The 13,296-nt window shown below is 70.6% G+C and carries 13 protein-coding genes; 5 read left to right on the top strand and 8 right to left on the bottom strand.

Annotated features, from left to right (window positions below; translation table 11 throughout):
* The first annotated feature begins 384 nt into the window (after positions 1–384).
* Positions 385–957: a DUF559 domain-containing protein gene (locus AB0O24_RS09110; RefSeq protein WP_363374268.1), complete on the top strand. Its 573-nt coding sequence runs from the start codon at positions 385–387 to the stop codon at positions 955–957.
* Between the two features lie 147 nt (positions 958–1,104).
* On the opposite strand, the gene ccsB is transcribed toward AB0O24_RS09110, so the two are convergent.
* The 7 genes from ccsB to AB0O24_RS09075 form a co-directional block, all read right to left on the bottom strand.
* On the bottom strand, positions 1,105–2,118 hold the full coding sequence (gene ccsB / locus AB0O24_RS09105; RefSeq protein ID WP_275801689.1) for a c-type cytochrome biogenesis protein CcsB: 1,014 nt from the start codon (positions 2,116–2,118) through the stop codon (positions 1,105–1,107).
* 4 nt (positions 2,119–2,122) lie between these two features.
* Positions 2,123–3,943 (bottom strand): cytochrome c biogenesis protein ResB, encoded by a 1,821-nt coding sequence (locus tag AB0O24_RS09100; protein ID WP_363374265.1) that lies wholly within the window; start codon positions 3,941–3,943, stop codon positions 2,123–2,125.
* On the bottom strand, positions 3,924–4,673 hold the full coding sequence (locus AB0O24_RS09095) for a cytochrome c biogenesis protein CcdA (protein ID WP_363374263.1): 750 nt from the start codon (positions 4,671–4,673) through the stop codon (positions 3,924–3,926). The genes AB0O24_RS09100 and AB0O24_RS09095 overlap by 20 nt, the downstream gene beginning before the upstream one ends.
* The gene (locus AB0O24_RS09090; protein ID WP_363374260.1) at positions 4,670–5,260 is read right to left on the bottom strand and encodes a TlpA disulfide reductase family protein; all 591 of its coding nucleotides are present in this window, start codon (positions 5,258–5,260) and stop codon (positions 4,670–4,672) included. Before AB0O24_RS09090 ends, AB0O24_RS09095 begins: the two co-directional genes overlap by 4 nt.
* Positions 5,260–5,904: a histidine phosphatase family protein gene (locus tag AB0O24_RS09085; RefSeq protein ID WP_363374258.1), complete on the bottom strand. Its 645-nt coding sequence runs from the start codon at positions 5,902–5,904 to the stop codon at positions 5,260–5,262. The genes AB0O24_RS09090 and AB0O24_RS09085 overlap by 1 nt, the downstream gene beginning before the upstream one ends.
* Before the next feature lie 165 nt (positions 5,905–6,069).
* Positions 6,070–6,759, bottom strand: coding sequence for a DedA family protein (locus AB0O24_RS09080; RefSeq protein ID WP_363374255.1), 690 nt, complete (start codon positions 6,757–6,759; stop codon positions 6,070–6,072).
* Positions 6,760–6,866: 107 nt separating this feature from the next.
* The gene (locus tag AB0O24_RS09075) at positions 6,867–7,256 is read right to left on the bottom strand and encodes a DUF6264 family protein (RefSeq protein ID WP_307385079.1); all 390 of its coding nucleotides are present in this window, start codon (positions 7,254–7,256) and stop codon (positions 6,867–6,869) included.
* 130 nt (positions 7,257–7,386) lie between these two features.
* Between AB0O24_RS09075 and AB0O24_RS09070 the strand changes: the two genes are divergently transcribed.
* The 4 genes from AB0O24_RS09070 to AB0O24_RS09055 are packed head-to-tail and all read left to right on the top strand — an operon-like array spanning position 7,387 to position 12,065.
* Entirely contained in the window at positions 7,387–8,154 is a 768-nt protein-coding gene (locus tag AB0O24_RS09070) for a hypothetical protein (protein WP_307385077.1), read from the top strand.
* Positions 8,151–9,410 carry an adenosylhomocysteinase gene (locus AB0O24_RS09065; protein WP_363374251.1) on the top strand — a complete coding sequence of 420 codons (1,260 nt, stop codon included), beginning with the start codon at positions 8,151–8,153 and terminating at the stop codon, positions 9,408–9,410. The genes AB0O24_RS09070 and AB0O24_RS09065 overlap by 4 nt, the downstream gene beginning before the upstream one ends.
* Positions 9,407–10,705 (top strand): amidohydrolase family protein, encoded by a 1,299-nt coding sequence (locus tag AB0O24_RS09060; RefSeq protein ID WP_363374249.1) that lies wholly within the window; start codon positions 9,407–9,409, stop codon positions 10,703–10,705. The genes AB0O24_RS09065 and AB0O24_RS09060 overlap by 4 nt, the downstream gene beginning before the upstream one ends.
* The gene (locus AB0O24_RS09055; RefSeq protein WP_363374248.1) at positions 10,698–12,065 is read left to right on the top strand and encodes an NtaA/DmoA family FMN-dependent monooxygenase; all 1,368 of its coding nucleotides are present in this window, start codon (positions 10,698–10,700) and stop codon (positions 12,063–12,065) included. The genes AB0O24_RS09060 and AB0O24_RS09055 overlap by 8 nt, the downstream gene beginning before the upstream one ends.
* A 69-nt stretch (positions 12,066–12,134) precedes the next feature.
* On the opposite strand, the gene AB0O24_RS09050 is transcribed toward AB0O24_RS09055, so the two are convergent.
* A complete protein-coding gene (locus AB0O24_RS09050) occupies positions 12,135–13,127 on the bottom strand; it encodes a nucleoside hydrolase (RefSeq protein WP_275801701.1) in 993 nt (330 codons plus the stop codon).
* Positions 13,128–13,296: the final 169 nt, after the last annotated feature.

Genomic DNA, 13,296 nt, shown 5'->3' with positions numbered 1-13,296 from the left:
TGTTCTCTCCACAGACGAGAGGGGACAGCGAAACGCCGGACGGAAGTCCGGTGAGATGGCGCGATGCGACCTCCCCGGCCCTTGCCCGCAAACCTCGGCGCGGCGTTTCATGTGCAGGATGCCGACGAACTGCACGTCCCGCGTCGTCGGCTGATAGCGCGCGACCTGAACGCGCCTTTTCACGGCGTGCGCGCGTCGGCTGACGTGCCCGTCGATTCCGTTCTCGAGCGCTGCCGGACATATCTCCCACGACTGCACCCCGGCCAGTTCTTCAGCCACGCGACAGCGGCACGGCTCTGGGGAATGCCGTTGGCCTGCCGACACGACGCGGTCATACACGTCAGCGCCGTCCCTCCCGCAAGAGAGCCCCGCACGAAGGGCGTCATGGGTCATCGCCTCACCCTCTCGTCTGACGAGATCGCGACGCTCGATGGCTTACCCGTGACAGCGAAGGTCGCGACGTGGGCGCACCTCGCCACGGTCGTCAGCGAGGCCGACCTCGTGGCGATCGGGGATTGGCTCCTCGCCCACGACGTTCCGCCAGCTGCGCTCGCGGCGGCCGCGGGAAGGCACCGCCACCGGGGCATCGTCGCGCTACGTTCGGCCGCGGGCCTCGCGCGTCCCGGCTCCGAATCCCCGCGCGAGTCGCGCGTTCGACTCATTCTCGTCCAGGCGGGGCTCCCCGAACCCGACCTGAACTGGACGCTCCGCGATCCGTCTGGCGCATTTGTTGCCCGGCTCGATATGGCCTACCGAGATCACCGTGTGGCGGTCGAGTACGACGGACGACAGCACGCCGACGCTGAGCAGTTTCGAAAGGATGCCGACCGCTGGCGCGCTATCGCCGCGCAGGGCTGGACCCTTGTCCGCATCGTCGCCCACCACCTCGACTTCCCGGAACGCGATGTTGTGGCTCCCGTTGTGGCCGCGCTCCGCGCCGCCGGTTGGCGCCCGTGAGCCGCGGCATCCGGTTCAGTGTCCAAAACACGCCGCAACTCCGACTCGAGTTACGGCGTGTTTTGGACACTCAACGGGTGGGCGGGCGCGCGGGGCGCGGCGGACGCGCGGGCGCGCGGCCGCACCCCGGCGCGCCGCCCCGCGTGCCTACTGCGTCAGACCGCTGTACGCGTGCAGGCCCTTGAAGAAGACGTTCACGATCGTGAAGTTGAACAGCACGGCCGAGAAACCGATGATCGACAGCCAGGCCGAGCGGGTGCCGCGCCAGCCGCGGGTCGCGCGGGCGTGGATGTACCCGGCGTACAGCACCCAGATGACGAACGTCCAGACTTCCTTGGTGTCGAAGCCCCAGAAGCGACCCCAGGCGTCGTTGGCCCAGATCGCGCCCGCGATGAGCGTGAAGGTCCAGAAGATGAACCCGACGATCGCGAAGCGGTAGGCGAGCGACTCGAGAGCGTCGGCCGACGGGAGCGTGCGCAGGAAGCTGCGGCGGCCGGCGGCATCCACCGGCGCACCAACGAGCTTGCGCTCGCGCCGCGTCTGCAGCAGCTGCACGACCGAGAGCCCGAAGGCCAGCGCGAACAGCGAGGTCGCGAGGATCGCGACGAAGACGTGGATGACGAGCCACACCGACTTGAGCGGATCGGCGAGCGGCGTGACGTCGACGTGGTACGCCAGGGTCGCGCCGCCCAACAGCACGATTGCGAGGCCGGTGATGAACGACCCCAGGAAGCGCAGGTCGTACCGCGTCAGCGACGCGAGGTAGACCATCACGATGAGGAGCAGGCCGGTCAGGGCGAACTCGTACATGTTCGACCACGGCACGCGACCGGCGGCGAAGCCGCGCAGCACGGTCGCCGCGAGGTGGAAGAGGAACCCGAGCGCGGTCAGCGCCGTCCCCATGCGCGCCCACAGATAGCGCGGCTTGTCGGTGAACGAGGGACCGGATGCCACACCCCCGGCCGAGGCGTCGATGACGCCCCCGCCACCGGCCGTGACGAGCTCGCGAGCGACGACCTGGTCCTTCGCCTTCACAGCGAGGTCGGAACGGCGCGCGAGGTCGATGGCGTAGGCGATGAACGCCAGCACATAGACGCCGACCGCCGTCCACACCAGGAGAAGGGAGATCTCGTCGAGGAGGAGCGAGTTCGGTCCGGGCATGGTCTCAGTCTACTTTTCCGGTGTCGGGGTGGGACGGGTCGGTCGGAGCGGATTCGGCACCGTTCGCGGGGTCACTCGGGGCATCCCCCGCGGAGGTCGAAGCCGCAGACGCGGCAGCGGCAGCGTCAGAAACAGGAGCAGCCGCGGGAAGCGACCCCCGATGCTTCTCGACCATCTGATCGACGGCCGCAGCGAGTGTCGGGTCTTCGCCGCGGGCGAGACCGGCGTACTCCACGAGCACCGCCCCGCCGCGCGGCGTCGCCTTGACCCACATGCGTCGACGCGGAACGAACAGGGCGGCGAGCAGGCCGAACAGGGCCAGCAGGGCGAAAGCGAGCACCCACGGACCGGCGAGGTCACGGTGGATCGACAGCGACACGAAGCGCTTGACCGAACCGTCGTATCCCGAAGCGCCCGCCGGCGCGGCGTTGTCGAAGGTGATGGTGCCGAGCCCGTTGGGCAGGTCCTGGGTCTCGCCGGGCATGAGCCGGATCGCGGGGGTGCCGCTGTCGCCACCGGCGAGCTGCGTCATGTTGGTCGGGTCGAGCGTGTAGACCGAACGGGGCGTGCCGTCGTCGATGCCGAGGTCTCCCGCGTAGACGCGCAGGGTCAGCACGGGGTACTCGAGAGCACCGTAGGTCGAGGTCAGAGCGCCCGAGTCGAGCACGTTCATCGTCGGGTAGAAGAAGCCGATGAGGCCGAGCTGCTCCGGCATGCCGTCGGCGACTTTGATCACACCGAGCGAGGTCATGTTGGAGTCCTGCGGGAGGAACGCGACCGAGTCGTGGAAGACCTCTTCGCCCTGGGCGTTGCGGATGGTGACGGTGGGCGCGTAGCCGTTGCCGAGGAGGTAGACGCGGTCGCCCTGCACATCGAGCGGGTGGTTGACGCGGATCTCGCCGTCCTGCGGGGTGCCGCCGGGTGCCTGCGTGGTCATGTGCGCGACGAAGTCGCCGGCCTGCCCGCCACCGGGCTGCCCGGGGGCGACGTAGTTCACGTCGAACTTGTCGAGCGTCATCGAGTACGGCGTGAGGGTGTCGCCGCTGACGAAACGTCCGGGGTTGAAGGACGAGTAGTCGAGCAGGCTGTTCGCGAACGCCTGTCCCTCGACGAGCACGCGCTGGCCCGTGTAGGTGAAGCCTCCGCCGACGCCGACGGCGATCAGCACTCCGACCAGGGCCGCGTGGAAGACGAGGTTTCCGGTCTCGCGCAGATACCCGCGCTCGGCCGAGACCGAGAACGTTCCCCGCCCGTCGTATCGGGCGACGCGGTAGCCGCTCTTCTTCAACTGCGCGGCGGCGCTGTCGACGGCCGCGGCGGCGACGGCAGCGGCATCCTGTCCCTCCGGCACCGGCACGGTCACGTCGCGGTGATCGTCGAGGCGACCGAGCCGCGCGGGCGTGCGCGGAGGCTGCGAGCGCAGCGCCTTCCAGTGGTGCTTGGTGCGCGGAAGGACGCACCCGATCAGCGAGATGAACAGCAGGATGTAGATCGCCGAGAACCACGGCGACGTGTACACGTCGAACATGCTCAGCTTGTCGAGCACCGGCGCGAGGTCGGGGTTGTCGGTGAAGTACTGCGTCACGCCGTTGGGGTCGGCGCTGCGCTGCGGGACGATCGATCCGGGCACGGCCGCGATCGCGAGGAGCAGCAGCAGCACGAGCGCGGTGCGCATGCTCGTGAGCTGTCGCCAGCCCCATCGCATCCAGCCGATGACGCCCAGGCGCGGTTGCGTGACGTCGTCGCCCCCGTCGCCGGAGGGCGTGGAGTCGGCGTGATCGGACGGGCGCAGCACGCCCTCTCGATCAGAGCGGGAGCTGGACATTGAGCATCACCCCCTGCAGCGTCGACATCCACGTTCCCCAGACGCCGACGACCATCAGCAGGCCGAGCACGATCAGCAGCGCCCCGCCGATGAGGTTGACCAGGCGGATGTGCTTGCGGATGAACGCCACGGACCGTGTCGCCCAGCCGAAGCCGAGGGCCAACAGGATGAACGGGATGCCGAGGCCCAGCGAGTACGCCAGCCCCAGCATCGCTGCCCGCCAGGGGTCGCCGACGATATACGACACCGAGATGATCGCGGTGAGCGTCGGGCCGATGCACGGGGTCCAGCCGACGCCGAGGGCGATGCCGAGCAGCGGCGCGCCGATGAGGCCGAGGTTGCCGCGCGCCTGCATCCGCACGGAGCGCTGGGCGATGCCGAAGAGCCCGATGAAGACGAGGCCCATGAGGATGATGACGACGCCCACGACGCGCGTGATGACGTCGCCGTAGCGCGTGAAGAAGGCCCCCGCGGCTCCGCCGAGCACGTTCAGTGCCATGAAGACGACGGTGAAGCCCGCGATGAAAAGCAGCGTCCCGCCGAGCAGGCGGCCCCGGCCGGCGGTGGATGCCGAGCTCCCCCGCGGTGCGACGGCGCCGCCGATGAAGCCGAGGTATCCGGGTACCAGCGGCAGCACGCAGGGCGAGAGGAACGAGATCAGTCCCGCGGCGAGGGCGATGGGGATCGCGAGCCAGAGTGCCCCGTCGAAGACGAGAGCGCCCGGATTCACGCGTTCTCCTCGAGCACGGTACGCACCATGGACTCGAGGATCGACGCCTCGGGCAGCTCGCCGATGATGCGGGCCGCCACGCGTCCCTGCTTGTCGAGCACGAGGGTGGTGGGGGTGGCGTTCAGGGGCGTCTTGTCGTTGAAGGCGAGCTTGAGCTCGGCGTCGTTCACGGCGAGGGCGCTGGAGTACGACACCTTGTTGTCGCGCGCGAACGACAGCGCGGTCGGACCCTGGTCGTACGTGTTGATGCCGAGGAACGCGACGTCCTGGCCCTGGAACGACTGGTACGCCTGCTCGAGTCGCGGCGCCTCGATGATGCAGGGGCCGCACGTCGCGTACCAGAAGTTGACGACGAGCACCTTGCCCGCGAAGTCGTCGCTCGACACGGGCGAGCCGTTGTCGAGGGTGCCCGCGAAGTCGACGGGCTCCCCCCGCCGGTCGGGGGCGATCTCCTGGGTCTGGAAGTCCCCCGCGATGTACCCCTTGTTGTCGCCCGAGCGGTACTGCTCGGCCAGCGGGTCGGTGGTGCAGGCGGCCAGGCTCACGGCAAGGACCGCGACCACGGCGGCGGACAGGATTCGGCGCATCACACGGCTCCTACGTCGACGGCCCCGGCGGTGCTCGCCGGTTCCGCGTAGGCCACTTCGACCCAGCAGCGGGAGCCGTCGGCGTCGTCGCGCCGTTCGAAGCTCGTCACGCTCGACAGCGCGCAGCGGCGCTTCCGGGGATCGTGGCGGGTGGGCTGGAGGGAGAGGGCGAGATGGGTCACCCAGATCGGGAGCTGGTGCGAGACGATGACGACATCGCCCGAGGGCACGCGGTCCCAGGCATCGGTCATGGCGGCCGTCATCCGCGCGACCACCTGGGCGTACGGCTCGCCCCAGCTCGGCACGGCGGGCCGGCGCAGGTGCCGCCAGTTGACCGGGTTCGCGAGCGCCTGCTTCATGCGGCGCCCCTCGAACACGTTCGTCGGCTCGATCACGCGCTCGTCGATCACGGGCTCGATGCCGAAGAGCGAGACGAACGGTTCGGCCGACTCGCGCGTGCGCTGCAGCGGTGAGGCGATGAGGGCCGACACGGGCCGATCGAGCCCGCGGACGTACTCGGCGGCCTGGCGTGCCATGTGCCGGCCGTCGACGCTCAGACCGAACCCGGGGAGCCGACCGTAGAGCACGCGACGGGGGTTGTGAACCTCCCCGTGGCGCACGAGATGAAGGCGATCCGCGGGCACCGGATCAGTCTACGGGCGGGTTCTGTGGTCTGACTGAGCGAGCGGGGCGGTTGTTTCGACGTGGAGATACCGACGATCGCGGTGGTTCGGAGGCTTCGACAGGCTCAGCCACCGCCAAGACGCCGGCCCGAGGTCCCTGAGCCCGTCGAAGGGACCGGCGTGGTCTCACACCTCGCTGTGCCGCGAGGCGAGCAGCGACCGGACGCGGCTGTACAGGAACCACGCCACCCCGATCGCGACGGCCGCGATGACGACGTACTGCAGGATCGAGGCGTACTCCTCGACGATGTGCCAGTTCTCGCCCAGCAGGTAGCCCGAGAGCACGAAGATCGTGTTCCAGATGAGGCTGCCCGCACCCGTGAGCAGACCGAAACGCCACATCGGCATCTTCGAGACGCCCGCGGGGATCGAGATGAGACTGCGGAAGATCGGGATCATGCGTCCGAAGAACACCGCCTTGCCGCCGTGGCGCTCGAACCAGGCCACGGTGCGATCGACGTCTTCGGGATGCAACAGGGGCATCTTCTCGGCGAAGCGGCGCAGGCGGGCTGCCCCGAGCCAGCGGCCGAGGCCGTAGAGCATGAACGCCCCGACCACGGATCCGACGGTCGTCCACAGCAACGCCTCGAAGAGGGTGAACGAACCGCGGCTCGCGGTCAGACCCGCCATCGGCAGCACGACCTCGCTCGGCAGCGGCGGGAACAGGTTCTCGAGGGCGATGGCGACCCCCGCCCCCACGGGGCCGATGACCTCCATGAGCGAGACGGTCCAGTCGGCGAGCGAGGTCAGCCAGGACTGCCCCTCCTCCGCGGAGGGGGCTGCCGCGGGTGCGACGGAAAGGGTCATGTCGGTCATCGGGTGCCTTCGCGCTCGGTGATCGGCCGCCCGTCCGGGCGCCCGTTCCAGGCTACGGCCCGGTCAGAGGCGAATCCTGGGGGTTGCCCCCGAGCGGGTTCTCGGATTCAGGATGCCGAGACCCCGAGGCTCACGATGGCTGCGGCGACGAACCACAGCGCCGTCATGAGCGCCATCGCGGCCAGCGGCACCCAGAAGGCCAGCCGTCGCTTGACCAGGAGCACGATCGAGACGACGACGCCGATCAGGAGCACCACCCACGGGGAGATCACGGCCGACCAGAGCCCGAGGTTCATGAGGTCGCTGTTGCAGTTCTGCACCCCGCAGGCGTCCGACGCGAAGGCCAGGAACAGACCCGCGTACGACGCGGCGAGCGCGGCGAGCGGCAGCAGCACGAGGAAGACGATCGTGAGCACGATGTCCCACGTGCGCGAAGACCGATGCACGGGCTCGGGCCGGAGCGTCCGGAACGACTCCGGAGGCATCGAATAGGTCACGCCCGCCATCCTATGGATGCCACGGCCACCGCCGCTCGGCACGATGCCGCACCACGCCACGCCGCACCACGCCACGCCACGCACCGTCACGAAGTGGCGATCCGGTGCCCGCGCACCGTACCGTCGAGACGTGTCGTCCTTCCGGTCTCTCACGCCCGACAGGATCGACGCGCTGCTCCCCGTTTCCCTCCGCCTCCACCGGGAGTGGCGCAGCGCGCTCGTGACCCTGTCGTACGGCGGTGCCCTCCCTCCCCTCCCCCCGTCTGTGCTCGCGCTCCTGCGTGAGGCGGCCGGGATCGATCTCTCCCGCGCCGACGACGGCGTCGATCCGTTCGGGTCGCCGGCGTTCGGCATCCTGTACTCCCGGCTTCGTGCGGAACAGGTGCTCCGCGCCGTCTCGTCGCGCACCAATCTCACGATCGCGGGGACGACCGTGACCGTCGTGGGCGACGGGCTGCTCGCCGAGGCGCTCGCGACCTCGCTCCGCACGCTGGGAGCCGCGGTGATCCGCGCGACGGACGCACCCGTGGTGGCCCTCGCCGCACGCCTCGACGGATACCGCGTGCGAGCGCTCGACGCCCTCGCCTCCCGCGACACTCCCGTGCACCTCACGCTGCTGACCGGTGAGGGGCACGGCATCCTTCCCGTCGATGCCCTCGAGGGGCTCGTCGCCGACGCCTCCCCCGCGGGGACGGCGACCGCGGGCGTGCACACGTCGCCCTCGTCGCGCCCGCTCGTCGGGCAGGCGGGGAAGGCCTTCCTCGTCGAGATGCCGTCGCCGCTGCCGGAAGAGGACGCCCCTCCGGCCGCGACCCCGTGGCTGCTCCTCGACGCCCTGATCGCCCTCATCCTCCTCGACGGAGACGACGACCGCTTCGCCCGGGAGGTGACCCCGTGATCGGACGCATCGCCGACCCCTCGCTCTGGCGCGCGGGAGCGGACCGCATCGACTGGGCGCGCGCGCACATGCCGGTCACCGTGGTTCTCGCCGAGCGACTGCGCCGCGCGGGAACCGTCGCCGGAGTGCGGATCGGCGTGTCCGACGTGCTCGAGCCGAAGACCGCCGCCGTCGCCCTCGCTCTCGCCGAAGCGGGCGCCGAGGTCACCGTCACCTCGGCGGGCCGCAACACCGACGACGAGGTGGCCGCCGCCCTCGCGCACGCCGGCCTCGCGGTGTACGCGCGGGCGGATGCCGGGCGCTCCGAGGACCGCGAGAACGCGCTCGCCCTGCTCGACCACCGGCCCGAGGTGATCGTCGACGACGGCGCCTCGACGATCCGCCTGGTGCACCTCGAGCGTCCCGACGTCGTCGCCGAGATGCGCGGCGCGACCGAGCAGACCACGAGCGGCGTCCGACCCCTGCGACGCATGCACGCCGAGGGTGCGCTGCGCATCCCCGTGATCGCCGCCAACGACGCACGGTCGAAGTCGCTGTTCGACAACCGGCACGGCACGGGCCAGTCGGTCGTCTTCGCGGTCGCCGACGTCGCGAACCGCTCGCTGCGCGGAGCGACCGTCGTCGTCGTGGGCTACGGACGCGTCGGTTCCGGCATCGCCGAGCACGCCGCTTCCCTCGGTGCGCGCGTGATCGTCACGGAGACGGATCCCGTGGCGGCCCTGCAAGCGGCGTTCGCGGGCTTCCCGGTGCGCACCCTCGCTCAGGCCGCGCCCGAGGCCGACATCGTGATCTCGGCGACCGGCATCCGGCACACCATCGACGTCGCCCATCTCGACGCCGTGCCCACCGGGGCGATCGTGGCCGTGGGCGGCGGGGTGTCTCAAGAGATCGCCCTGGATGCCGCGCGTGCGGCCGGAGCGACCGAGACCGCGCGCGAGGGGGCGGTGTCGACCCTCCGGATGCCGAGTGGTTCGCTCGTGCACGTCCTCGACGACGGCAACTGCCTCAACGTCAGCGCGGCCGAGGGCAACCCGGTGCAGATCATGGACCTGTCGTTCGGGGTGCAGCTCGCCTCGGTGGAGTACCTGCTCACCACCCCCGGGCTCGGCGCCGCTGTGCACGAACTCCCGCGCGGCGCGGACGACGAGGTCGCGGCGATCGCGCTCGCCTCTTTCGGGGGCACGGTCGACACCGGCTCGGCGGCGCAGCGGGAGTTCCTCGCCTCGTGGATCGCCGCAGAGGGAGACGACGAGTGAGCGTGGTCGTGCACCGCGCCCGCACCGTGCTGTCGCCGGGATCGCCGGCTCTGACCGACGGAGCGGTCGCCGTGCGCGACGGTCGTCTCGCGGCGGTCGGCGGCTTCGACGAGGTCGTCCGCGAGTTCGACGCCCCGGAGGTCCACGAGTGGGACGGCGCCCTGACTCCGGGGCTCGTGAACGCGCACACGCACCTGCAGTACACCGACATGGCCGCGGTCGGACGCGCCTCGCACGAGGGCTTTGAGTCGTGGATGAGCGCCTTCATGGAGCTCTACCCCCTCCCCCGCGACTGGAGCGCGTCGGCCGCGGCCGGGGCCGCCCTGTGCCTGCGGTCCGGGACGACCGCGGTGGCCGAGATCGTCACGGATGCCGAGGCCGGGAGCGCTGTGCACGCGGCGGGGCTGCACGGGATCGCCTTCTGGGAGGTGCTCGGGTGGACCGAGAGCGCCTGGCGCCTCGGGGGCCCCGACACCGTCCGCGCGCAGCTGGGCGCCCTGCCCACTCCCCCGGCGGTGGGCATCTCGCCGCACGCGATCTACTCGCTCGACACCGAGGTCATCCGCGACCTGTCCCGTCTGGCCGCGGAGTGGGGCGTGCGTCAGCACATCCACGCGGCCGAGTCCGCCTGGGAGGACGCGTACGTCCGCACCGGCACCGGCGATCTCGCCGAGCGGTGGCGCGCGAACGGTCGAGGCGAGTTCGCGCTGCTGCGAGACGGGGGCATCGGCACGGGCGTCATCCCGTATCTCGATTCGCTGGGTGCGCTCGGGCCGACCACGCACCTCGCGCACGGCATCTACGTCGACGCCGATGATCGCCGGCTGCTCCGCGAACGCGGGGTGAGCGTCGCCCTGTGCCCCCGATCCAACGCGGTCATCGGGCTCGACGCTCCCCCGATCGCGGCCTACCTGCACGAGGGGAACGCGATCGCCGTCGGCACCGACTCGCTGTCGTCGTCGCCGAGCCTGTCGCTCTGGGACGACGTCGCCGAACTGTACCGCCTCGCACGCTCCCAGGGGTACGACGACGTCGATCTGCACGCCCGCCTCTTCCACGCCGCCACCGCCGGAGGGGCGCACGCCCTGGGTCTGGATGCCAGTGACCCGACCGGCATCCTGAAGGTCGGCGCCCGCGCCGACCTCGCGGTGTTCCCGGTTGACGCGACGACCCCCGAGGACGCGCTCGTGGAGCTCGTCGAGTCCGGGCCCGGCGAAGCCTCGCTCACCGTCGTCGGCGGACACGTCCGCTGGCGCACCCCCGCTCGAGAAGAACGGACCACCGCGAATGTCTGACCCCCGCCCCCTGCTCTTCGGTCTGTACGAGCAGGCCTGCGTGGGCAACGGCTCCTCGGCGGCGAGCATGTGGACGCACCCCGCCGACGACCGCCTCTCGGCCACGTCGTTGCGCTACTGGACCGACCAGGCCCGCCGCGTCGAGGCGGCCGGCATGGATCTGTTCTTCTTCGGTGACGTGCTCGGCATGTACGACACCTACCGCGGGTCGGCGGCGACGGCGATCGAGACCGGCGTCGAACTGCCCGCGCTCGACCCGATGCTGCACATCCCCGCGCTCGCCGCGGTCACCGAGAACCTCGCGTTCGGCACGACCGTCTCGACGACGTACGAGCACCCGTTCGCCCACGCGCGCCGGTTCTCGACCCTCGACCACCTCACCGACGGACGCATCGGCTGGAACGTCGTGACCTCGTACCTCCCGGGGGCCGCTGCGAACTTCGGCCTCGACGTTCTCGCGCACGATCAGCGCTACGACCGCGCCGATGAGTTCCTCGAGGTCGCGTACGCGCTCTGGGAACGCAGCTGGGAAGACGACGCGTTCATCGGCGACAAGGCCACGGGGCGCTTCGCCGATCCCGCGAAGGTGCATCGCATCGACCACGAGGGCGAGCACTTCCGTGTCGCGGGTCCCCACCTGAGCACCCCGTCTCCGCAGCGCACACCGGTCATCATCCAGGCCGGATGGTCATCCCGCGGCCGCGAGTTCGCCGCGCGTCACGCCGAGCTGATCTTCGTCGGCGACAGCGACCCCGTGGCGATCCGCGAGGGGCTGGCCGGCATCCGTTGTCGCGCAGAAGAACTGGGTCGGGATGCCACGCAGATCCGCGCCGTGGTCGGCATGAACCTCGTGGTGGCACCGACCGACATCGCGGTGCAGGAGAAGATCGACTCGCTACAGGCGCACTACTCTTCCGAGGCGCAGCTCGCCGCCTACGCCGGGTGGGGCGGCATCGACTTCTCGCGGTACGCCGACGACGAGCCGCTGGTCAAGCGCGCCACCAACGCCACGCAGACGAAGGAGACCCGCGCCGACGCGCCCACGCTGACCGCGGGCGATGTGCGCCGGCAGTTCTCGAGAGTCACCGCGTTCGCCGACGACAGGTTCCTCGGCACCCCCGACGCCGTGGCTGACGCGATCGGAGCTTTCGTGGAGGAGTCGGGGGTCGACGGCTTCCTGCTGCACCCGTTCCTGTCGCCCGCGTCGGTCGAGGACTTCGCCGAGATGCTCGTCCCCGCCCTCACCGAGCGTGGGCTGTACGGCGGCTTCCCGAAGGACGGCACGTTCCGTTCCCGCCTGCGCTCCGACCGGCGCGACCGGCTCGCGGACGATCACCCCGCGCGCACCGGCGTGCGCTGACGCCCGCGGGGGCGGGACGCGGGCGCGGGCCGAGATCACCGACGCGGAGCGCGAGCTCGCGGGTGCGGGTCAGCGCGTCGCGGGACCCGTCGCGAGCGCGTGGACGAACAGGCGGCGGAAGAGGTCGCCGTCGAACGCGGTGACCGCGCGGATGCTCGGCCCTTCCGGCGTCCCCCACACCAGCGGCAGACCGTCGTGCGTCAGCGCGACGCGCGTCGCGAGCGAACCGCCGTAGGGCGTGAAGTCGACGGGTCCCTCGGTCCACGCCGTGACGATGTCGGGGCGGTGCAGCACGACCGTCGCCAGTCCGTCGTGCGCCGAGGAGATCCGGCGACCCCACTTGTACTGGTAGAAGTCGTTGTAGGCGTCGAGCACCTCGCCCGCGAACGTCGCCCACGGGGTGCCGACCCCTCGCAAGACGGTGAGCACGTGCTCGTCGAGGATCGCCTGGGCGGTCACGTTCACACCCACCATGACGACGTTGCCGTTGTTGCGCGCACCGAAGACGATCTCGGCCGCTCGTCTGTCGTTGGCCGTGTTGGCATCCGTCAGGGTCGCCCCACCGGGCGGCGGGTAGGCGCCGGCGCCGCCCATGATGACCACCGAGCGGAACTTCAGGAAGAGCTCCGGGTCGCGCTCGAGTGCCCGGGCGATATTCGTGAGCGGTCCGAGCGGGTGGAGGTCGACCTCGCCCGGGTTCTCCGCGGCGATGCGGACGATGGCATCCACCGCACTCTCGTCCTCGACGCGCAGCTCGGCACGCTCGAAGCGGTCGCCGAGCCCATCGGTGCCGTGCACGAAGTCGGCGATCGACGCCTCACCCTCGATGGGGGCGGCCTCGCCGAGGTGGATCGGGATGTCCTCGCGCCCGGCGAGCCGGAGGACGGTGCGGACGTTGCGCGCGGAGTCTTCGACCGGCGTGTTGCCGTAGATCGTGGTGATCGCCTCGATCTCGACATCGGGCTGTGCCAGCAGATACATGAGCGAGTGGGCGTCGTCGAGACCGGTGTCGGTGTCGACGAGCACGCGGCGAGAGACGGAAGAAGAAGAAGGGGATGCCATGCCTTCACCCTGCCCGCTCGGTGCCTCCGACACGGCCCGGTGTTACACCGCGTGACACGTTCGTTCCCTGTTCGTCACGTGAACACCCCAGAGTGAGGGATGACGCGGGCGGACTCCGCCTGTCACCCCCACAGCACATGTCGATCGGCGCCGACGGCGTCGTCGGGAA

Origin of the sequence: Microbacterium sp. NPDC086615 (assembly GCF_040686055.1) — a bacterium.
Taxonomy (GTDB): Bacteria; Actinomycetota; Actinomycetes; order Actinomycetales; family Microbacteriaceae; genus Microbacterium.
Note: the sequence above shows the minus strand (reverse complement) of the source record. Positions and strands in the feature narration are given on the sequence as shown.